We start from the raw sequence: 19,717 nt of genomic DNA on the forward strand, positions 1-19,717 counted from the left end.
GTTGAAAAGAAATTGTCCAACGAAAAATTTGTTTCCGGAGCGCCTGCAAACGTTGTAGAAATGGAACGTAAGAAGCAGAAAGATGCACAGGACAAAATTGTTTTGCTGGAAGAAAAACTGAAGACACTTTAGATTATTTCAAATTAACTTGAATAGTATTTATAGTGTCACGCTGAGCGTAGTCGAAGCGTTGCTAATAATGGAAACTTACTTTGTTTACATATTGAAATGTTCTGATAACTCTTATTATACGGGGGTTACAAGTGATTTAGAGAACCGTTTGGTACAACATCAGTCGGGCTTTTTTCCAGAAAGTTATACTCATAATAGAAGACCAGTTCAAGTGGTATTTCAACAAGAATTTAATGAAATAGACTTAGCGATTTTATTTGAAAAGAAACTAAAGGGATGGAGCAGAAGTAAAAAGGAGGCTTTAATAACTAATGATTGGACTGAGTTATCGAAAAATTCTGAATGTAAAAACGAATCTCATTTTAAAAATTTTAAAAAAGATTCCAATTGAACGCTTGGACTACGCTCAGCGTGACAGTGTTAATAATTTCGCGTTATTTAAAAGTTATCATTATTTAAAACATATTTCAAGGCTAAAAAACATTGCTTTTTTAGCCTTTTTTCTTTTATCTTTACTCTTTCATCTCACTTATGGAACACATCGATAACATCGCGAAACTATTTTCCAAAAATTTTGTGGAATCTCCTGCTTTAGAGACTTTCGAAGCAGGCAAGATTAATCTTCCAACGGGTAAACTTATTGCTTGTGACCCTTTGATTAGCAATGATATGCCCGAATTCGAGCAGGTTTTTCCAACCGGAAGTTTTGCCGTGAACGTTCATAAAGAGCGCGAAAGCAATTGCGTGGCTTACGTTGAAATTATTTTTTCGGAAAGGGAAATTGCAAATTGGAAATTGGCGACACGTTCCGGTGAAAATGCTTCTGAGCTAAAAGAAGGGGAAATTTTCGGATATCCTGTAGAAAGCGGAATGGGAAGTTTTATGGATTTTGAAACTCAGGATGGTCTAAATCATCTTGAAAAAAGACTGTTCCACAGAAAAGGAGCAGATTTCATGGGGATTTATGAAGAATTTTTCCACGATCATTTTTTTGATGAAAATGGCGCTATTGATCAGTTCGCTTTTCTGAAACCTGAAGATGAGAAGGAGGGAAATATTTTTGCTTTCGAAACCGGTTATGGCGAAGGTTTTTATGCAAGTTATATCGGATTGGATGGTGAAGGAAATCCTGCGAAAATTATTACAGAATTCATCGAAATTGAAAGTTAAATAAGCGTTAAATTTTATATCCGTAGTTTTTTAGTAATTAAATTTGAAACAAGAGTTAATTAAAGTAATGAACATAAGCGATCAGCAGCCGAAGATTATTGTAGTGGGAAGTTCTTCCGTGGATTTGGTACTTAATACCAATCACCATCCATTGCCTAACGAAACGGTGATGGCGGAAAAATCTGAAAGTTTTTTTGGAGGTAAAGGTGCCAATCAGGCTGTAGCAACATCCAGACTTGGTGCAAGTGTATATTTCGTGGGCTGCGTTGGGATGGATCCCTTTGGACAGCAAGTGATGCGTAATTTGGTAGATGAAGGTGTAAATGTAGGTTTTGTGAAGGAATCTGAAGAAACTTCAACAGGAACCGCTTACGTTACCGCAGCAGAAAATAAAAATGCCATAGTGGTTGTTCCTGCAGCAAATTTTGATCTTAAACCAAGAAATGTAGATGATGCTGAACGTTTTTTTCAAACTGCAGATTTGGTTTTAATTCAGTTTGAAATTCCAATGAATGTCGTAGAACATACCGTAAAATTGGCAAAAAAATACGGGACAAAAGTCGGGATATATGCTGCTCCTGCCATGAAATTGAGTGATGAAACCAAAAGCTACGCTTCTTTTATAGTAGCGAAAAGTAACGACCTTTCTGTAGTTTTTGGAGATGAGTCCCGCGATGAAATTCTTAAAAAATATGCCAATAAATTATTTGTTCGCGATGATACGAATTCCACCACCTATTTCAATGGTGAGGAAATGAAATATTACCGCAACGAAAACGAAGATTTTTCCTATAAAATGGGAATGGGAGACGCTTTTACTTCCGGTTTTGCAGTGGCTCTTTGCCATGGAAATTCTATTGACGATTGTGTAAAATTTGGTAACGAAGTTTCTAAAAAAGTTGCAGGAAACAGAGGTTCTCAACGCGGATTACCTTACCTGAAAGATTTAATGAACTAAACTGGCTTCAGCATAACGAAAATTAGTTTTGAAGAATGCCATATCAAAATAAATGTCCACTTTTACGTGGATTTTTTTATGAAAGAACTCAAGCTTTTTACCTCTGATAACGCTCTTATTACGGTTCATCTTTTTGAACCGCAAAATCCGAATGGAAAACTGTTGCTCATTAATTCTGCAACCGGTGTAAAACAGCAGGTTTATTTTTCTTTCGCGAATTATTTTAAGGAAAACGGTTTTACCGTAATCACTTACGATTACCGAGGAATTGGGCTTTCAAAACCTCAGAAAATGAAAGGCTTCAAAGCTTCCATGAGAATTTGGGGAACGCATGATTTCAAGGCGGTTACGGATTTTATTCAGGAAAAATATTCGGGTTTTCGAAAATTTTGTCTTGGACATTCGGTTGGTGCTTTAATTCTAGGGATGAATGAAGATTCCAAAATTTTTGAAAAATTTATTTTCGTCGGAACTCAGGATGCTTACATTGGGAATTTGCCGAAAAAAGTCGCCGCAACAGCTGTTTTGGGATTTGGTTTGGCAGTGCCGTTAACGTCCCATCTTTTGGGATATTTTCCTGCGCATTGGTTCGGTTTGGGCGAAACTTTGCCGAAAGGAAGTGCGATGGACTGGAGAACTTTAATTCTGAATAAAAAATCTACGTCAAAATTATTTGAAAAAATTGAGGAAGACCATTCGAAAAATCTTCATCAGGAAACCTTTGTAATTTATGCTGAAGACGACCCTTGGGTAAAAATGAAAGGAATGGAAAGCTTGATGAACAACGGTTATCCAAATCTCAAAAAAACCTATCGCGAAATTAAGGTCTCTGAATCACCGAAAAAAGAAATTGGACATATCAATTTTTTCCGAAGCTATAACAAGAAACTTTGGGAAATTGTTCTGGATGAACTTTGACCAAGTTTTGGAATCTTTTTAAAAGCTGAGTCATAATTTTAGTAATGCCAACTTTCCCTAACCTGAAGGGTAGCGAAAAGTTAGCATAAATTTGAATAAGGTTGTCAGTAAAAAACATGTAGAATGAGCAACTTAATACAAACCACCATTTCATTCGTTAAAGAAAAACTTCACGGAGCTGAAGCCGGACACGACTGGTTTCATATCGAACGCGTTTGGAAACTCTCCAAAAAAATTGCCGAAACCGAAAACTGCAACACTGAAGTTGTTGAATTGGCTGCACTTTTACACGACATTGCAGACCCGAAATTTCACAATGGCGACGAGAATTTAGCGCTGAAAATTTCACGAGAATTTTTAGAAAGCCAGAATGTTTCCGAAGAACTCATTGGACAGGTTTTGTTCATCATCAAAAATATCTCATTCAAAAACAGAGGAGAAGTTCCTGAAAATTTACCTTTAGAACTGAAAATTGTTCAGGATGCAGACCGAATTGATGCCATTGGTGCGATTGGAATTGCCAGAGCGTTCAACTTTGGCGGATTTAAAAATAATGTAATGTACAACCCACAAATTCTTCCGAAACTGAATATGAGTAAAGAAGAGTATAAAAAATCGGACGGAACCACAATTAACCATTTTTACGAAAAACTGTTGCTGCTGAAAGATATGATGAATACTGCAAAAGGAAAGGAAATCGCTGCGGAAAGACATGAGTTTATGCTGCAGTTTTTGGAGCAGTTTTACCATGAGTGGAATGTGGACTAAACATTCTGCCTAAAAATTTTATCTTTGTGCTGTTTATGGGATTTGCCGCTTTTTTAATTTGTATTGCTTTGTGTTTTGCGCTGTTTCTTTCTTTGGTAAAGAGAGGAAGGTTTGTTCTGCAGGCTAAACTTGCAAGATTTTTTATTGTTTTGGCAGCGCTTGCGTTTTTTGCCTTTTGGTTTGCAAAGAGCAGCATCGATAAATTTCAGGAAGAATCTATGGTGCTTCAAGTGATTAATCGTTTGCCGCAACCTATTGATTTTTATGTTATTAAAGTAAATAAAGCATCGGCGAAAAATAAATTTTTACTCAAGCATCTCGGTAAAATTCGTCCTGAACATTTTAGGGTAGAATATCTGAAAATGGAAAACTCCGATGAATATTGGATTGCAGGATATCTTGGGAAGAAAAATATGGTGTACTTTTCTCAACACGCCGTTCCGAATAAAAATATGGACCAAATTATTGATGTGAAAAACTACATCAACCAAAGTGTAAAACTTTCCGGAGAGGCTGCAAAAGAAGTGGATATCCACAAAAAGGAAGTGAACGGAACTTCAGTTTGGGTGTGTTTGGATTTGCTTTTAATATTCCTAAATACCGTCCTTTTAATCAGAAGAAAATAAAAAAATCCTGAACGAAATGTTCAGGATTGCTATTTGTTATTTGCCTTGTTTTTCTTTCAAAGCTTCTTTGTCTTTATCCGAGGGATTCCAAACTTTCACTTCGGAGTCTTTGGTTAATCCACTTAAAATCTGAACGTTAATTCCGTCTGAAGCACCCAGTTTTACATTTCTTTTCTTGAATTTCCCGTCGGGTTGTTTTACTTCAACAAAAGGTTGATCTTTTCCGTTTACTTTTTCGTACTGAATAAGAGATTCATCCAAAAGCAAGGCATTTTTCTGTGAGCTCAAAATAATTTCGCCGTTCGCTGAAAATCCGGCTCTGATGTATTCATTCGTGCTGTTGAAAACGTCGCCTTCAATCGGAAATTTAATGGTTCCGTTCACATCTTTACCTTTCGGAGCAATCATCGTTACACGTCCCGGAAAAGATTTGTTTTGTAGAGCACCAATTACAACGTTCATATTCATGCCTTCTTTCAGTTTTCCGGCTTGTGCTTCATCAATTTCGCCTTCAAAAATAAGGGAATTCAAATCCGCTACAGAAACAATCGTAGTTCCGGCGTTGAAAGAGTTAGCTTCAATCACCTGTGTTCCCACTTTTACAGGAACTTCTAAAACAGTTCCATTGGCTTTGGAACGGATTTGCGTCGTTGCCAAACTTGCCAGTTCCGGAGTTGCGCCGGTTCTTGCAATCTGTAAATTTTTCTGTGCTGTTTGAAGCTGTTGATTCGCATTTCTCAAAAGTTGCTGTTGGGATTGAAGCTGAGATTGTGCATTGAGATATTCCTGTCTGGAAATCACACCTTGGCTGTACAATCTTTGCTGCATTGCGAATTGTTTTTGCTGATTATCAACATTAATTCTCGCATTGCTGATTTGTAGGTTTGCGTTGTTGATTTCCTGTTGAGCAGCATTAACGTTCTGTACGCTTGGAACAATTTTTAAGGTCGCAACCAATTGTCCTGCAGAAACCTGGTCGCCTTCAGAAACCAGAATTTTATCAATAATTCCGGACATATTCGGTTTTATTTCTACTTCTTCGCGAGGTACAATTTTTCCGGTTGCCATTACTTTATCATCCATGTTTTGGATAACAGGTTTTTTGGTAAGGAAAGATTCGCTTTCCTTCGAATTGGATTTTACCAGATACGCAATTCCGGAAAATAATGCTGTCGCCAGAATTAATCCAAGGAAGATGTACAGTGCTTTTTTCCAGGTGAACTTCTTTTTCATATAATTAGTTTATTCTTTTTTTCTATTTTTTCAATCTTAAAATCTCAGAAACTCCGTTATTCGCTTCTCAATGCTTCAATTGGTCTGATTTTTACAGCTCGTTGCGCAGGAATCATTCCGACAATCAAACCTAAAATTACCATTACCGCCATTGCTCCGAAAACCTGTGCATAATCTACAGTTGGATTGTAGAACGGAAATTTATCCTGATCTCGCGTAAAAACATCAATCACCATCAACAATAAAATTCCGAAAATAAATCCGAGCAATCCGGAAGTAAGGGTAATCACTACACTTTCAAGCAGAATTTGGTTTCTTACTTCTGCGGGTTTTGCACCTAAAGCTCTTCGGATTCCGATTTCTTTGGTTCTTTCTTTTACGGTAATCAACAAAATATTAGAGATGGCAATAACGCCGGCCAAAATTGTTAAAGTTCCTACAACAATGGTCAAAAGCTGCATTCCGGTTAGAAATCCTGTGAGTTTTCCAAATTCTTTTCCAAGGTTGAAACTTCCATAGGCATTAGTGTCGTCGGGAGCAACATTGTACTTTTCCTTCATTACGCCTTTGGCTTCTTCTTCCACTTTTTGTAAGTCTGCTTCAGGTTTGCTTACAATCGCGAAAAATCCTACTTTATCGCCGTCATTATACATTTTGGTGTAGGTAGAAAGCGGGATAAAAACCGACTGGTCATTATTCATTCCTCCGTTTCCTTTTACTTTGAAAACTCCGATAACATTGAAGAAAATTCCTTTAATATTGAAGGATTTTCCGATAGGATTTTCGTTCTTTTTGGCATCAAAAAAGTTTTTGTAAACGGCTTCTCCAATCACGGCGACGTTTTTATTTCCGCTCACATCAGCGTCATTGAGATAACGTCCGAAGATGAGTTTTTTTTCTGAAATTTTGTTCCCAACCGGTAAATCTCCGGTTAACTGGTAAGATGCGGTTTTTCCGTCCTTCGTCATCTGTTCTGGTGGACTTCCAAAGTTTCCCCGCGAGTTTTGAGGTGAAATATAATCGATTTCCGGAATTTTTTTTATCAGCAAATCGCTGTCCGAAAGATGAATTTCTGTTGGTCTTCCTTTCGGAAAACCTTTGTATGGAATTGTGGTATTCTGCGCCCACATAAAAATTGAATTCGTTGCAAAGCCTGAAAAAAGTTTATCGAAACCGTTTTCCATTCCTTTTGCTGCGCCCAAAAGAGCCACGAAGAGAAACATTCCCCAACCAACGCCAATCATCGTAAGGAACGTTCGCAGCTTATTATTCCGTAAGGAATGATAAATTTCCTGCCATGTGTCTGCTTTAAAGAGGATGTTCATAAAGTCAATTTTTTTTGCTTTGCAAAAAGTGAATTCGCTTTGCTTGTCAATTGTGAATTTTTTCTCCTGTTAATTTTAAATTTTTAAAATTCACTATTCACTTTCAACAAAGTTGAAAAATTCACCATTCACACCATTCATCATTCGCTTCTCAACGCTTCAATTGGTTTAATTCTACTTGCTCTGTAAGCCGGAACAAATCCTGCGATCAATCCGGAAATCACCAAACTGATAAATGCCACGAAAATTAATCCCCAACCAACACTCGGGTCTTTGATGAAATATTTTTCGAGACTGTCGCCAATTAATTTTAATGTTAAAACACCGAATGCAACGCCAATAATTCCGGAAATTACTGTGATTACAATACTTTCCTGCATAATTAAACTCACAATGCTTTTGGGTTTTGCACCGATGGCTTTTCTGACGCCAATTTCCTGAGTTCTTTCTTTCACGATATACACCATGATGTTGCTGATCCCTATAATTCCTGCCAATAATGTTCCCAAACCGATAAATCCAACAATTAATGTAATTACAAAAAGAAACATGAAAGAATCTTTCAAACCTTCGGCTCTGTTGTTGACATATACTGCGTTTTCGTCATCAGGAGAAACTTTTTTACGTGCTTTTAAATCTTTTTTGAGTTTGTCGCTGTATTTGATGGCTTCTTCCGGACTCATTTTTTCATCATACGCGATAAAAACTGTACTTACCGTGTCCGAACCTTTTTTCATTTGTTGAAGTGTGGTAATCGGGATAGAAATCATCCTTTCGTCCCAGTCTCCACCATCATCCTGAAAAACGCCAATTACCTTGAAAATACTTCCGTTGATGTCCAGATTTTTTCCAATGGGGTCGCCGTTTTTAATTAAATCTCGCTGAACCATTCTGCCGATAACGGCAACATTCTGTTTGTTATCAATATCTCGCGGAGAAATAAATCTTCCGTTCAGTAATTTTCGGTTTTCAATTTTTACTTCATCCTGATTGGCACCGCTGATTTGATAATTTCCGCTTTCCTGACCATATTTTACATTCAGGTTCGTGGAATATCGTGGTGTGGAATACTGAACTTTCGCTGTGTCGGATTCGATAATTTTATCGTAATCATCATTGTTCATCGTTACAGTTCTGTCGGATTGAAGTCCGCCGTAAGCTATCGTAGTTTTCCCTGTAGAGATTGAAATCAAGTTCTGTGCGTCTCTTGTAAATCCTTCCTGGAAGGCATTTTGGAGTCCGTTTCCAATTCCGAAAAGCACGATAAAAATATAGAGACCCAACGCAACCGTAAAGCCCGAAAGCACCGTCCGCAATATATTACTGCGAATGGAATCAAAAATTTCTCTCCAGCGGTCGATGTCAAACATATTACTTTGTCAAATTTTGCTTTGCAAAGTCAATTCGCTTTGCTGTCAATCTTCAATTTTTTTAATTCACTATTCACTTTCCAAAAAAGTTGAAAAAATTCACCATTCACTATTTTACGCCAAAACTCTTTGGGTAATAAATTCATCACTTTCGATGATGCCGTCTTTCAATACGACGTTTCTTTTGGTTTCTGCAGCAACATCGGGTTCGTGCGTTACGACGATGATGGTTTTTCCTTCGCGGTTAATTTCCTGCAACAGTTTCATAATATCGTAAGTGGTTTTGGAATCCAAAGCTCCGGTTGGTTCATCAGCTAAAATTACTTTTGGGTCGGTAATTAAAGCTCTTGCAATGGCAACTCTTTGTTTTTGTCCTCCGGAAAGCTCATTCGGAAGGTGATTTGCCCATTGTGCTAATCCAACTTTTTCCAAATATTCCAGCGCCTTTAAGTTTCTTTCTTTTCTCGGAACGTTTTGATAATAGAGTGGAAGTGCTACATTTTCCAGCGCTGTTTTGTAACCGATAAGATTGAACGATTGGAAGATAAATCCTAAAAACCGGCTTCTGTATTCAGCAGCTTTTACCTCGGAAAGGTGTTCGATTGGAATTCCGTCCAGTTCGTAGATTCCTGAATCTTTTTCATCCAAAATTCCGATGATGTTCAGCAATGTGGATTTTCCTGAACCGGAACTTCCCATGATGGAAACAAATTCGCCTTCATCAATATTCAGGTTGATACCTTTTAGAACGTGAAGCTTGCTTTTCCCGGTGTCGTACGACTTGTGAAGATTCTGAATAACTAGCATGAGTTTCCGGATTGATGTTTAATGATAAGTAGCGCTAAAAAATGTTTTGTTACACCAAACCGTTTTATGCTAAGATTAAAAATGTGTTGTTTAATATATATTGCCTTAATTTAAAGTAAAAAGTTTGTTCTGTTTAACATATTTTATAATGGAATTCCCTTTATTTATTGAAGTTAATTAAAGAACCCACTGATACTGCAACTTCTGTGTTATTGTGGAAAACTTTTGATGCTTAAAGTCAGATATTTAATCGTTGCGTCTTTTTTCATTGGGTTGTATTTTCTATTTTTGTGATTCACTCTCTGAGAAAATATTATTGTAATTTGTTGATAAATTTATATTCTAATTATCTTTTAATCAATAAATTGCAGATTATTTTAACTTTATCCACAGAGAAGCTTAACATTTAAATATAAACGAGAAAAGAAATGGGAATTTTTGAGAAAAGAGTAAGTTACAAGCCATTTGAATATCCTGAAATTTTGCAGTTTGTTGAGGCCATCAACAAATCTTTTTGGGTACATTCTGAAGTAGATTTTACCGCAGATGTGCAGGATTTCCACTCTCAGCTGGAGCCGCACGAAAAAAATGCGGTAAAACATGCGCTTTTGGCTATTGCTCAAATCGAAGTTTCCGTTAAAACCTTCTGGGGAAATTTATATAACCATCTTCCAAAGCCGGAGTTCAACGGATTGGGTTCTACTTTTGCGGAGTGCGAATTCCGTCATTCTGAAGCGTATTCCAGATTGTTGGAAGTTTTGGGTTATAATGAAGAATTTCTTCATGTGGTAGAAATTCCTGCCGTGAAGAAAAGAATTGATTTCCTTAGCAATGTGTTGAAGCACGCTAATTCTGCAACGCCGAAAGAGTATGTTTCGTCTTTACTCCTTTTCTCTATTTTAATTGAAAACGTTTCTTTGTTCTCTCAGTTTGCGATTATCCTTTCTTTCACAAGATTTAAAGGATACATGAAAAACGTGTCCAACATTATTGCCTGGACTTCTGTTGATGAGCAAATCCACGCCAACGCCGGAATTTTCCTAATCAACAAAATCCGCGAAGAACAGCCTGATTTATTAACAGATTCTGATATCGAAGATATTTACACTTTGGTCGACCAGTCTGTGGAATTGGAAGGTGAAATTTTAGACTGGATTTTCGAGTTGGGTGAAATTGACAATTTCTCGAAAGAAGATTTGCTGAACTTTATGAAATACCGTGTTGATGATTCTTTAAAGAAAATCAACATGAACACAAGATACAACATAACGCCGGAACAGTACAGACCAATGGTTTGGTTTGAAGAGGAAGTTTTCGCCAATTCTCTGGATGATTTCTTCGCAAAAAGACCGGTAGATTACACGAAGCACGATAAATCGATTACCGAAAACGATTTGTTTTAGGAGCTGGAAGTCTGAAGCTGGAAGCTGAAAGTTTTTGGCGCGAGCGAAGCGAGCGTCGAAGAATGAAGATTGTAACCTCACATTTTTAGCGCGTTGATAAAGCTCAAGAGGAGCGAGACGTTTGTAGAAAAATTTCCCTGAATTGGCAGCGCTCCGTAGGAGCGAACATCTAAAACGACAACATGGAAATTTCGATAAACAAACCACCCGAAATTCTAGCCGCGATTGCACCGTCATCCTTTTGCAGAACGAAGTGGAGCAAAAGATACAGCGAAACCTAACGAAGTGGTTCGACGGAGTCAAAAGCGGGACACAACTTCAAAAGAAGCGAAAATGGTGGCGCTTCTAAAAAATAAAAACAAATAATCGCGAGATAGCTTCGCTACGCTCGCAATGACAAAAAAATATATGGATATGGAAGAGCAAGTAAACAATATATGGTGGCTTAACGAGGAGTCGGAGCAAATGCTGAACAGAGGTTACCTGTTGAAAGGAGAAACCGTAAAAGGCGCGATCGAAAGAATTACCACTGCCGCTGCAAAAAGATTGTACAAACCTGAACTGCAGCCTGCTTTCGAGGAAATGATTACGAAAGGATGGATTTCTTTCTCGTCTCCGGTTTGGGCAAATATGGGAACGCAGCGTGGATTGCCGATTTCGTGCTTCAACGTGCATATTCCGGATAATATTGAGGGAATTACGCACAAACTGGGCGAAGTGATTATGCAGACCAAAATTGGTGGCGGAACTTCGGGATATTTCGGGGAGCTTCGTAACCGTGGAACTGCAGTAACCGACAACGGAAAATCTTCGGGTGCGGTTTCCTTCATGAAGCTTTATGATACAGCGATGGATGTGGTTTCTCAGGGTGGTGTTCGTCGTGGAGCTTTTGCTGCGTATTTGGATATTGACCACGGAGATATTGAAGAATTTTTGTCGATTAAAGATATTGGAAGCCCAATTCAGAACCTGTTTACAGGAGTTTGTGTTCCGGATTACTGGATGCAGGACATGATTGACGGCGATATGGACAAACGTAAAATCTGGGCCAGAGTTTTGGAATCTCGTCAACAGAAAGGTTTGCCATATATTTTCTTCACGGATAATGTGAACAGAAACAAACCTCAGGTTTACAAAGATCTGGGAATGCCGGTTAACGCAAGTAATTTGTGTTCTGAAATTATGTTGCCTTCGAGCGCAGAAGAATCTTTCATCTGCTGTCTTTCTTCCATGAATCTTGAATTATACGATGAATGGAAAGATACGAACGCAGTAAAATTGGCAATTTATTTCCTTGATGCGGTACTTTCTGAATTTATTGAGAAAACAGAAGGAAACTATTATCTTCAGGGTGCAAGAAACTTCGCAATGCGTCACAGAGCGCTTGGTTTGGGAGTTTTGGGTTACCATTCTTACTTGCAGAAAAATATGATTCCGTTTGAGAGTTTCCAGGCAACACAGTTCAACGCGAGAGCTTTCAGACAGATTAAAGAACAATCAATTCAGGCATCGCAGGAATTGGCAAATATTTATGGTGAACCGGAACTGTTGAAAGGTTACGGATTGAGAAATACGACAACCATGGCAATTGCGCCTACAACGTCTTCGTCTGCAATCTTAGGACAAACTTCTCCTGGAATTGAACCTTTTGCATCCAACTATTACAAAGCAGGTTTGGCGAAAGGAAACTTCATGAGAAAGAACAAATATTTGGCAAAACTGTTGGAAGAAAAAGGTTTGGACAATGAAGAAACCTGGAGAACCATTATGTTGAACCACGGTTCAGTTCAGCATTTGAAAGAATTAACGGAAGATGAAAAAGCAGTCTTCAAAACATTTAAGGAAATTTCTCCGATGGAGATTATTTCTCAGGCAGCGCAAAGACAGCAGTATATTGACCAAGCGCAGTCTCTGAACTTGCAGATTCCTTCCACAATGCCGGTAAAAGACGTAAATTATCTTTACATTGAAGCTTGGAAAAAAGGCGTGAAAACCTTGTATTACCAAAGAAGTTCTTCAGTTTCTAAAGAACTGATGGTGAACTTTGTGAGTTGTTCTTCGTGTGAAGCGTAATTACAGATAATCAAATATGCAAAAACCGCAGAATTTCTGCGGTTTTTTTGATATCTCCAGGGTTACTAGTTTAAGAAATAATTTTGTGTAATCTCGTTTTCGGCGCTATTTCCGCAAAGCTTTTTCATGCTGCATTTGATGTTATTGTCTCTCCATAAACCATCGCTGGAACTCGGTGGGTTCTGTGAGTAATTATCTACACTGTAGAACAGCAGAAGCTCCTTACCATAACTTTTCATCGTAAATTGCCACTGACTTTCAGTTTCGTTCCAGAAAATTTTTGCGGGAAGACCCAGGTGAAATCCAAAATAGAAATTTCTTCCGTTGCAAATTTTCTCCGAAAGGTTGAGGTTGATTAAGGCATCAATTTTTAGAATCTGTAAATCGGTGTCCTGAGATTCTGTGTAAGGAATTTCGTGACTGTTTACCAGCTTTACCACCGCTTTGTAATCGGAATATTCCAGTTTTTTTTCTACATCACGTTTTAATGTAGGAAAATCGTGTGCAGAAAGATTCAGAACAAAAAAAAGCGCTAAAATGCAGTAAATGAGTCTCATGGTTAAACAAATATAATAATATCCTTAATTGTTTTAAATGTTTTCTGAAAACACTAACTTTGATTTTCAACAAAAAAAATCATCATTCCATGAAATTCGGACAGGTTGAAGACCCATCAAAAATAGATTTTACGCTTCCAAAAGACAATTCGCATACGAAAGAGATTCTGAAAAAATCGAAAGCAAAAAACATGGATATTTCCATCGGCTGTGCAAAATGGAACAAAACAGATTTGAAAGGATTTTATCCCAAAGGAACCAAAGATGAACTCACGTATTATGCGACGCAGTTTAATTCGATAGAATTAAATGCCACTTTCTACGGAATGCCTTCGCCTGATCAAGTTGTAACCTGGAAAGAAAAAACACCCTCGGATTTTAAATTTTTTCCGAAAATCACCAATACCGTTTCTCATTTCCGCAGACTTTTGAATATTGATGATGTGGTAACACAGTTTGCCACTGCCGTGATGAATTTTGATGAAAAACTGGGCATGGTTTTCCTGCAGCTTCATGATAATTTTAAACCGAAAGATTACGAAAGGCTCGAAAGCTTCATTAAAAAATGGCCAAAAGAAGTTCCTTTGGCTGTGGAATTAAGAAACAACGAGTGGTTTGCAGACGAGGAAATTTTTGAGAAAACCTGTCAGCTTTTTGAGGAAAACAAAATTGCGAATATCATTGTAGATACTGCCGGAAGAAGAGATATGCTTCATATGAGATTAACGACGCCAGTTGCTTTTATCCGCTATGTAGGAGCGAATGCCGAAAGCGATTATGAAAGACTGGACGATTGGTTGGAAAGAATTAAAAAATGGAAATCCGAAGGTTTGGAAAAACTGTATTTTTTTGTTCACCAAAATGTAGAAAAAGCATCACCATTACTTTCAGCCTATTTTATTGAAAAAATGAATAAGGAATTCGGTACAGAAATACATATTCCGGTAATGGCTGATACAAAAACGCTGTTTTAAATAATTACAAAATTTTCTTAGAAATGATTCCCCTTCTCTGAACGGGTGGATTTCGGACTTGTCCGAAAGACAGGGTAGTCAATTTTCACGCAGATTTTACAAATTTTTCTTTTTTTACAAAGTCAAAAAACCTTGCCCCTTAAAAGCTGTGGAAATTTGAAAAGAGTTTTCGCCTTTGCGTATAAGAACGTCTAATATAGAAAAGGCTTCTCATTCGAAAAGCCTTTTAATTTTATGCTAAAAACTCAAGTTCCTTATCCTTGAATTTGTTTTTCTGAACCAGCTTGTTCATTGCTTTCAGCATCTGTTTACGAAGTTTTGCGATCTTACGAACGTTTTTATCTTCACTGTAATCGAAAATATTGTCTTCAAACGAAAAAGTATCTCCTTTTTTAAACGTGATATTGTTTTTCTTCAGCTCTTTCAGCAACATCAAATTCGTCATTGTTTCCAGTAAAGCGTGTTCAGAATAAGCTAAGTTTTTCAACGATTTTAGCAGCTGTTTTTTATATTTCTTGTTTTTCTTCATTGTTTTTGAAATTTTTTAAGACCGTAAAGATACCCAAATTCTAATGAATTGCGTAAATTAGCGCAAAATAAATCTAAACATGCAAGACCCGATTTTCGACCTTATTGAAAAGGAAAGACAAAGACAAACCCACGGAATTGAATTGATTGCTTCTGAAAATTTTGTTTCAGAGAATGTGATGAAAGCAATGGGAAGTGTACTGACGAACAAATATGCTGAAGGATATCCCGGAAGAAGATATTACGGAGGTTGTGAAGTAGTGGATGAAGTTGAAAATTTGGCTATCGAAAGAGCAAAACAGCTTTTTGGGGTAGAATATGTAAATGTTCAGCCTCACTCAGGTTCTCAGGCCAATGCTGCAATTTATCTGGCCTGTTTAAAACCGGGCGACACTATTCTTGGTTTGGATTTATCGATGGGAGGTCACTTAACGCACGGAAGTTTTGTCAACTTTTCAGGAATTCAGTATAATGCTCAGTTTTATGGAGTCGATAGAGAATCCGGCCTGATTGATTATGATGCAATGCGTCAAAAAGCACTGGAAGTAAAACCTAAAATGATCATCGCAGGATTTTCAGCCTATTCCAGAGATTTAGATTATAAAAAATACCGTGAAGTTGCCGATGAAGTTGGAGCAACACTTTGGGCAGATATTGCGCATCCAGCAGGTTTAGTAGCAAAAGGCTTGTTGAACTCTCCGTTTGAGCACTGTCATGTCGTTACAACAACTACCCACAAAACTTTGCGAGGACCAAGAGGCGGAATGATTATGGTGGGCAAAGATTTCGAAAATACTTACGGACATAAAACTCCAAAAGGAGAAACCAAAATGATGAGTGCCGTTCTGGACAGCGCTGTTTTCCCAGGAATCCAAGGTGGGCCTTTGGAACATGTGATTGCTGGAAAAGCGGTGGCTTTCGGTGAAGCAATTGACGGTAAATTCGAAACCTACGCAAAACAGGTAATTTCAAATGCACAGGCTTTATCAAAAGCAATGGTAGATAATGGTTTTGATATTGTAAGTGGCGGAACAGACAATCATTTGATGTTGATTGATTTAAGAAATAAAAATGTCAACGGTAAAGAAACCGAAAAAGCATTGGTAAAAGCAGACATTACCTGCAACAAAAATATGGTTCCTTTTGATGATAAAACTGCATTTACTACTTCCGGAATCCGTTTGGGAACTGCTGCAATTACCACCAGAGGTCTTAAAGAAAACGATATGGCTACCATTGCAGGACTCATTAACGATGTTGTAATGAACATTAAAGACGAAAACGTAATTTCTGGTGTCCGCGAAAAAGTAAATGCTTTAATGGACGGAAAACCTTTGTTCAGCTAAAAATAATGACATAGAAGTCATTTGCGTTAAAAAAAATAAAATATTCTTCTTTAAAAAATTTCCACTGTTTGAGTGGCGGCAATAATTTTCTTAATCAAAAAGATTTCTTGTCCGCCCGAGTTTGGAAATTTTAGAAGAATATTTTATTTTTTAGCAAAATAAATTCAGTCTTGAATTTTTGGTTTTTTTGGTTCAAGCCAAAAGAACATTATTTCAAAATTAAGTACATTTATTTCTCATCATTTACTTTATGGAACATAAATCCTTTACTTTCGAAGAAATCAAACAGAAAATGGTGAACTATTGTGTTTATCAGGATCGCTGTCATTCCGAAGTAGAGAAAAAGATGCGTGATTTTCTGCTGAATCCGGAAGCAAAAGATGAAATACTGCTTTATTTGCTCAAAGAAAATTATCTGAATGAAGAACGGTTTACAAGAAGTTATATCCGTGGAAAATTTTATATAAAATCTTGGGGGAGGACAAAAATTAAAAGTCATTTGAAATTGAAAGGTGTTTCTGAAAAGTTGATTAGCAAGTGTTTTGATGAAATTGATGATGTGGATTACAGGAAAACCATTCAGAAAATTTGGGAACAGTATTATTCTAAACAGAAAATGTTAAAAGAATACCAGAAAAAATCAAAAACCATTAAATATTTATTGAGCAAAGGCTTTGAATATGAGGAAGTTTTGAGCGTTTTGAATGATAAAGAATAACTGTTAAAAAAAAATTATTTTATTTAAAATAATTTTAATTAATTTGCAAAGTCTCAGACAAAAAACTAATAATTCAGATAACCAAAAAATAACATGAAAAGACTGTCCATGTTAATAGCATTTCTAGCTATTTTAACTCTTAATGCCCAGGAAGAAATGAAGTGGGGTGTCACTGCCAATTTTCATAAGGGTTCTATCGTTGGAGTACATGATTATTCAAAAGGAAGATACGGAGGTGGATTAGGAATTTTTGGAGAAGTAGCCTTGGTAGAAAACGATGTGTAAGATTCAGCTTTCATGTATTTAATGGCTCAAGTTGAGTATTCAATGCAAGGTGAGGTTGCAAAAGCTGAACCCAACAGATTTGCTCCACAGAAATTTACCGGACATTATGTAAATGCAATGGTATATCTAAAATGGTTTTTTCATCAGGGAAATATGAAACGGGATATGTTCCTGTTCGCAGGTCCAAAAGTTGATTACTTGGTCTTAAGCAAAAAAGATGTTCCGGCAGATTATGATGCTGCCTATTACAAATATAATTTGGACAATACCGTAAAAAAGTTTGGTTATGGAGTTTCGGTAGGAACAGGTTTTGCCTTGTCGCATCAGTTTGAAGCTTACCTTCGTTACGACAGAGGGTTTAGTAAAGTTTATACTGATAACCCAAGAAATACATACAACAGACTTTTAGCCGTAGGGATTAATTACTATCTGAATGAAAACTGGTGGTAATAAATAATGTTAATTAACTAAAAAATCTGAGTTTACAGAGGAGAATTTTGTTCTTTTGTAAACTTTGTTTTTTAAAAATGAAAAAGATATTTTCACTGTACATTTTGTTTTTGCTTTTGGTGCTTTCGTGCAAGCCAAAACAGAACCTGGTGTACATGTCCAACAATAATTTTGAGGAAGAAGTTTCTCAGGCAAAATATAACGGTCTCCATATTCAGGAAGGAGATGTACTGGATATTGAAATCTCTGCCTTTGATGACATAGCAGTAAAGCCATTCAATAAATCTACAATGACGCAAACCGGAGTTAGTTCCGGAAGTGGTTCTTTGGGTTCTAATCTTTATACCGTTTCAACAGATGGTAACGTTAATATGCCGGTTTTGGGAAATGTTTTCTGCAGGGGAATGACAAAACAGAAACTAAAGGAAGATTTAGAAAACCGTCTTACAAGATATCTTACAGATCCAATGGTAACCGTAAGACTTACCAACTTTAATATTAGTGTTTTGGGTGAAGTTGGAAGTCCGGGACAAAAAACAAGTTCCACCGAAAAACTAAATATTTTTCAGGCTTTGGCTTTAGCAGGAGATATCAATCAAAACGGAAACAAAACCAATGTAAAACTTATTCGTGCTGATGAAAACGGAGGAAAAGATCAGGTGGTTTCTTTGGATTTATCGGAAGCATCTATTGTCAATTCTCCATACTATTATTTGCAGCAAAATGACATCTTGTATGTGGAACCGGATAAAAATGCGCAAATTTCTGCCAACAGCAACGCCAATGTAGATAAAGTTTGGTAATCCGGCTAAAGTAATTAAGATTGTTGGAAATGAAGAATAAGATTTGGCTTTCATCGCCACACATGGGAGGAGGAGAAATGAAGTATATAAAGGAGGCATTTGATGAAAATTGGATTGCTCCGGTGGGTCCTAATGTTAATGGATTTGAAAAAGATATAGAGACTTATCTGGGAGAGGATGTTCATGTTGCAGCATTAAGTTCTGGAACTGCTGCGCTTCATCTTGCGTTAATTATGCTGAATGTAAAAAAAGACGACTTCGTTATTTGCCAGTCTTTAACTTTCGCGGCATCTGCAAATGCAATTTCATATTTAGGTGCTAAACCAGTGTTTGTTGATAGCGAAATTCAAACCTGGAATCTTTGCCCTAACGCTTTAGAAGATGCTATAAAAAATTGTATTAGTAAAGGGAAAAAGCCTAAAGCGATTATTGCTGTAAGTTTATATGGAATGCCATTTCAAATAGATGAAATAATCGCACTTTCTAATAAATATGAAATCCCGGTAATTGAAGACAGTGCAGAATCTTTAGGTAGCACTTATAAAGGAAGACAGCTTGGGACTTTTGGCGATATTTCAGTCTTAAGTTTTAATGGCAATAAAATTATTACAACTTCAGGCGGTGGCGTGCTGGTTTCCAAAAATAAACAATACCGTAACGAAGCAATTTTTTTAGCCACACAAGCTAAAGATGATGCGCCACATTACCAACACACCAATATTGGCTTTAATTATCGTATGAGTAATGTATGTGCGGGAATTGGACGTGGACAAATGGAGGTACTAAACGAAAGGGTAAGCCAAAGACGCGAAAATCATTTATTTTACAAAGATCTTTTTAAAGACATTCAGGGAATTTCTCTACTTGAAGAACCTGATGCGGATTACTATTCAAATCATTGGCTTTCCGCAATCTTAATAGATTCAGAAATAACAAAAATCGACAGGGAAGCTATTAGATTATCATTCTTAGAAGATAATATAGAAACCCGACCTGTATGGAAACCTATGCATTTGCAACCAGTTTTTGCTAACGAAATTTATATTGGAGGGAATGTAGCGGAAAATATTTTTAATAATGGGCTTTGTCTTCCATCCGGATCAAATTTATCTCTTGAAGATAAAAATAGGATTAAAGAGGTTGTAGCAAAAATTTTCAAATAACTTTTTATAGCTTTACATAAGATTTAGAACTGTTTTCCTGATTTTTCAGGATTCTTTTTCCTAAATTTGCATTTGCCGATTTGAAATTTTATCAAATTAGGCACTAAAAG

At 36.9% G+C, this 19,717-nt stretch carries 22 protein-coding genes; 16 read left to right on the plus strand and 6 right to left on the minus strand.

The features are described 5' to 3' along the window. The first annotated feature begins 12 nt into the window (after positions 1-12). The 7 genes from Q0252_RS12265 to Q0252_RS01625 all read left to right on the plus strand — a co-directional run bounded on the left by Q0252_RS12265 (position 13) and on the right by Q0252_RS01625 (position 4,572). A complete protein-coding gene (locus tag Q0252_RS12265; protein ID WP_367174805.1) occupies positions 13-132 on the plus strand; it encodes a hypothetical protein in 120 nt (39 codons plus the stop codon). Positions 133-199: 67 nt separating this feature from the next. Further along, positions 200-523 carry a GIY-YIG nuclease family protein gene (locus Q0252_RS01600; RefSeq protein ID WP_297982955.1) on the plus strand — a complete coding sequence of 108 codons (324 nt, stop codon included), beginning with the start codon at positions 200-202 and terminating at the stop codon, positions 521-523. Positions 524-663: 140 nt separating this feature from the next. Continuing rightward, entirely contained in the window at positions 664-1,302 is a 639-nt protein-coding gene (locus tag Q0252_RS01605) for a DUF4241 domain-containing protein (protein WP_297982957.1), read from the plus strand. Between the two features lie 67 nt (positions 1,303-1,369). Continuing rightward, the gene (locus Q0252_RS01610) at positions 1,370-2,260 is read left to right on the plus strand and encodes a ribokinase (RefSeq protein ID WP_297982960.1); all 891 of its coding nucleotides are present in this window, start codon (positions 1,370-1,372) and stop codon (positions 2,258-2,260) included. Positions 2,261-2,338: 78 nt separating this feature from the next. Then, positions 2,339-3,178: an alpha/beta fold hydrolase gene (locus Q0252_RS01615; RefSeq protein ID WP_297982962.1), complete on the plus strand. Its 840-nt coding sequence runs from the start codon at positions 2,339-2,341 to the stop codon at positions 3,176-3,178. 123 nt (positions 3,179-3,301) lie between these two features. Further along, positions 3,302-3,946, plus strand: coding sequence for an HD domain-containing protein (locus tag Q0252_RS01620; protein ID WP_297982964.1), 645 nt, complete (start codon positions 3,302-3,304; stop codon positions 3,944-3,946). Between the two features lie 35 nt (positions 3,947-3,981). Next, positions 3,982-4,572, plus strand: a complete 591-nt coding sequence (locus Q0252_RS01625) for a hypothetical protein (RefSeq protein ID WP_297982966.1) — start codon at positions 3,982-3,984, stop codon at positions 4,570-4,572. A 36-nt stretch (positions 4,573-4,608) separates the two neighbouring features. On the opposite strand, the gene Q0252_RS01630 is transcribed toward Q0252_RS01625, so the two are convergent. The 4 genes from Q0252_RS01630 to Q0252_RS01645 all read right to left on the minus strand — a co-directional run bounded on the left by Q0252_RS01630 (position 4,609) and on the right by Q0252_RS01645 (position 9,307). Beyond that, positions 4,609-5,805, minus strand: coding sequence for an efflux RND transporter periplasmic adaptor subunit (locus Q0252_RS01630; protein ID WP_297982968.1), 1,197 nt, complete (start codon positions 5,803-5,805; stop codon positions 4,609-4,611). 56 nt (positions 5,806-5,861) lie between these two features. Continuing rightward, positions 5,862-7,130: an ABC transporter permease gene (locus Q0252_RS01635; RefSeq protein WP_297982971.1), complete on the minus strand. Its 1,269-nt coding sequence runs from the start codon at positions 7,128-7,130 to the stop codon at positions 5,862-5,864. A 140-nt stretch (positions 7,131-7,270) separates the two neighbouring features. Continuing rightward, positions 7,271-8,500 (minus strand): ABC transporter permease, encoded by a 1,230-nt coding sequence (locus tag Q0252_RS01640; protein ID WP_297982974.1) that lies wholly within the window; start codon positions 8,498-8,500, stop codon positions 7,271-7,273. Positions 8,501-8,614: 114 nt separating this feature from the next. Next, complete coding sequence (locus Q0252_RS01645) at positions 8,615-9,307, minus strand: ABC transporter ATP-binding protein (RefSeq protein ID WP_297982976.1); 693 nt, start codon at positions 9,305-9,307, stop codon at positions 8,615-8,617. A 428-nt stretch (positions 9,308-9,735) separates the two neighbouring features. Between Q0252_RS01645 and Q0252_RS01650 the strand changes: the two genes are divergently transcribed. Then, positions 9,736-10,710 carry a ribonucleotide-diphosphate reductase subunit beta gene (locus tag Q0252_RS01650; RefSeq protein ID WP_297982979.1) on the plus strand — a complete coding sequence of 325 codons (975 nt, stop codon included), beginning with the start codon at positions 9,736-9,738 and terminating at the stop codon, positions 10,708-10,710. A 393-nt stretch (positions 10,711-11,103) separates the two neighbouring features. After that, positions 11,104-12,783, plus strand: coding sequence for a ribonucleoside-diphosphate reductase subunit alpha (locus Q0252_RS01655; RefSeq protein WP_297982982.1), 1,680 nt, complete (start codon positions 11,104-11,106; stop codon positions 12,781-12,783). 65 nt (positions 12,784-12,848) lie between these two features. On the opposite strand, the gene Q0252_RS01660 is transcribed toward Q0252_RS01655, so the two are convergent. Next, on the minus strand, positions 12,849-13,340 hold the full coding sequence (locus tag Q0252_RS01660; RefSeq protein ID WP_297982985.1) for a hypothetical protein: 492 nt from the start codon (positions 13,338-13,340) through the stop codon (positions 12,849-12,851). An 89-nt stretch (positions 13,341-13,429) separates the two neighbouring features. On the opposite strand from Q0252_RS01660, the gene Q0252_RS01665 reads away from it, so the two are divergent. Continuing rightward, a complete protein-coding gene (locus Q0252_RS01665) occupies positions 13,430-14,314 on the plus strand; it encodes a DUF72 domain-containing protein (RefSeq protein ID WP_297983160.1) in 885 nt (294 codons plus the stop codon). A 232-nt stretch (positions 14,315-14,546) separates the two neighbouring features. On the opposite strand, the gene Q0252_RS01670 is transcribed toward Q0252_RS01665, so the two are convergent. Beyond that, positions 14,547-14,843, minus strand: a complete 297-nt coding sequence (locus tag Q0252_RS01670; RefSeq protein WP_297982988.1) for a hypothetical protein — start codon at positions 14,841-14,843, stop codon at positions 14,547-14,549. A gap of 79 nt (positions 14,844-14,922) precedes the next feature. On the opposite strand from Q0252_RS01670, the gene glyA reads away from it, so the two are divergent. The 6 genes from glyA (at position 14,923) to Q0252_RS01700 (ending at position 19,607) form a co-directional block, all read left to right on the plus strand. Beyond that, the gene (gene glyA / locus Q0252_RS01675) at positions 14,923-16,188 is read left to right on the plus strand and encodes a serine hydroxymethyltransferase (RefSeq protein WP_297982991.1); all 1,266 of its coding nucleotides are present in this window, start codon (positions 14,923-14,925) and stop codon (positions 16,186-16,188) included. A 250-nt stretch (positions 16,189-16,438) separates the two neighbouring features. Then, entirely contained in the window at positions 16,439-16,906 is a 468-nt protein-coding gene (locus Q0252_RS01680; RefSeq protein ID WP_297982993.1) for a regulatory protein RecX, read from the plus strand. A 93-nt stretch (positions 16,907-16,999) separates the two neighbouring features. Continuing rightward, the gene (locus Q0252_RS01685) at positions 17,000-17,191 is read left to right on the plus strand and encodes a hypothetical protein (protein ID WP_297982996.1); all 192 of its coding nucleotides are present in this window, start codon (positions 17,000-17,002) and stop codon (positions 17,189-17,191) included. 21 nt (positions 17,192-17,212) lie between these two features. Then, on the plus strand, positions 17,213-17,641 hold the full coding sequence (locus Q0252_RS01690) for an outer membrane beta-barrel protein (protein ID WP_297982998.1): 429 nt from the start codon (positions 17,213-17,215) through the stop codon (positions 17,639-17,641). Between the two features lie 77 nt (positions 17,642-17,718). After that, on the plus strand, positions 17,719-18,444 hold the full coding sequence (locus Q0252_RS01695; RefSeq protein WP_297983000.1) for a polysaccharide biosynthesis/export family protein: 726 nt from the start codon (positions 17,719-17,721) through the stop codon (positions 18,442-18,444). A gap of 29 nt (positions 18,445-18,473) precedes the next feature. Then, positions 18,474-19,607, plus strand: coding sequence for an aminotransferase class I/II-fold pyridoxal phosphate-dependent enzyme (locus Q0252_RS01700; RefSeq protein WP_297983003.1), 1,134 nt, complete (start codon positions 18,474-18,476; stop codon positions 19,605-19,607). Positions 19,608-19,717: the final 110 nt, after the last annotated feature.

The sequence above is a fragment of the uncultured Chryseobacterium sp. genome, from assembly GCF_936933875.1.
Lineage (GTDB): Bacteria > Bacteroidota > Bacteroidia > Flavobacteriales > Weeksellaceae > CAKZIK01.

Coding starts and splice junctions, on each gene's coding strand:
- Q0252_RS01600 (WP_297982955.1), top strand. CDS start 200: ATGGAAACTTACTTTGTTTACATATTGAAATGTTCTGATAACTCTTAT.
- Q0252_RS01605 (WP_297982957.1), top strand. CDS start 664: ATGGAACACATCGATAACATCGCGAAACTATTTTCCAAAAATTTTGTG.
- Q0252_RS01610 (WP_297982960.1), top strand. CDS start 1,370: ATGAACATAAGCGATCAGCAGCCGAAGATTATTGTAGTGGGAAGTTCT.
- Q0252_RS01615 (WP_297982962.1), top strand. CDS start 2,339: ATGAAAGAACTCAAGCTTTTTACCTCTGATAACGCTCTTATTACGGTT.
- Q0252_RS01620 (WP_297982964.1), top strand. CDS start 3,302: ATGAGCAACTTAATACAAACCACCATTTCATTCGTTAAAGAAAAACTT.
- Q0252_RS01625 (WP_297982966.1), top strand. CDS start 3,982: ATGGGATTTGCCGCTTTTTTAATTTGTATTGCTTTGTGTTTTGCGCTG.
- Q0252_RS01630 (WP_297982968.1), bottom strand. CDS start 5,805: ATGAAAAAGAAGTTCACCTGGAAAAAAGCACTGTACATCTTCCTTGGA.
- Q0252_RS01635 (WP_297982971.1), bottom strand. CDS start 7,130: ATGAACATCCTCTTTAAAGCAGACACATGGCAGGAAATTTATCATTCC.
- Q0252_RS01640 (WP_297982974.1), bottom strand. CDS start 8,500: ATGTTTGACATCGACCGCTGGAGAGAAATTTTTGATTCCATTCGCAGT.
- Q0252_RS01645 (WP_297982976.1), bottom strand. CDS start 9,307: ATGCTAGTTATTCAGAATCTTCACAAGTCGTACGACACCGGGAAAAGC.
- Q0252_RS01650 (WP_297982979.1), top strand. CDS start 9,736: ATGGGAATTTTTGAGAAAAGAGTAAGTTACAAGCCATTTGAATATCCT.
- Q0252_RS01655 (WP_297982982.1), top strand. CDS start 11,104: ATGACAAAAAAATATATGGATATGGAAGAGCAAGTAAACAATATATGG.
- Q0252_RS01660 (WP_297982985.1), bottom strand. CDS start 13,340: ATGAGACTCATTTACTGCATTTTAGCGCTTTTTTTTGTTCTGAATCTT.
- Q0252_RS01665 (WP_297983160.1), top strand. CDS start 13,430: ATGAAATTCGGACAGGTTGAAGACCCATCAAAAATAGATTTTACGCTT.
- Q0252_RS01670 (WP_297982988.1), bottom strand. CDS start 14,843: ATGAAGAAAAACAAGAAATATAAAAAACAGCTGCTAAAATCGTTGAAA.
- glyA (WP_297982991.1), top strand. CDS start 14,923: ATGCAAGACCCGATTTTCGACCTTATTGAAAAGGAAAGACAAAGACAA.
- Q0252_RS01680 (WP_297982993.1), top strand. CDS start 16,439: ATGGAACATAAATCCTTTACTTTCGAAGAAATCAAACAGAAAATGGTG.
- Q0252_RS01685 (WP_297982996.1), top strand. CDS start 17,000: ATGAAAAGACTGTCCATGTTAATAGCATTTCTAGCTATTTTAACTCTT.
- Q0252_RS01690 (WP_297982998.1), top strand. CDS start 17,213: ATGGCTCAAGTTGAGTATTCAATGCAAGGTGAGGTTGCAAAAGCTGAA.
- Q0252_RS01695 (WP_297983000.1), top strand. CDS start 17,719: ATGAAAAAGATATTTTCACTGTACATTTTGTTTTTGCTTTTGGTGCTT.
- Q0252_RS01700 (WP_297983003.1), top strand. CDS start 18,474: ATGAAGAATAAGATTTGGCTTTCATCGCCACACATGGGAGGAGGAGAA.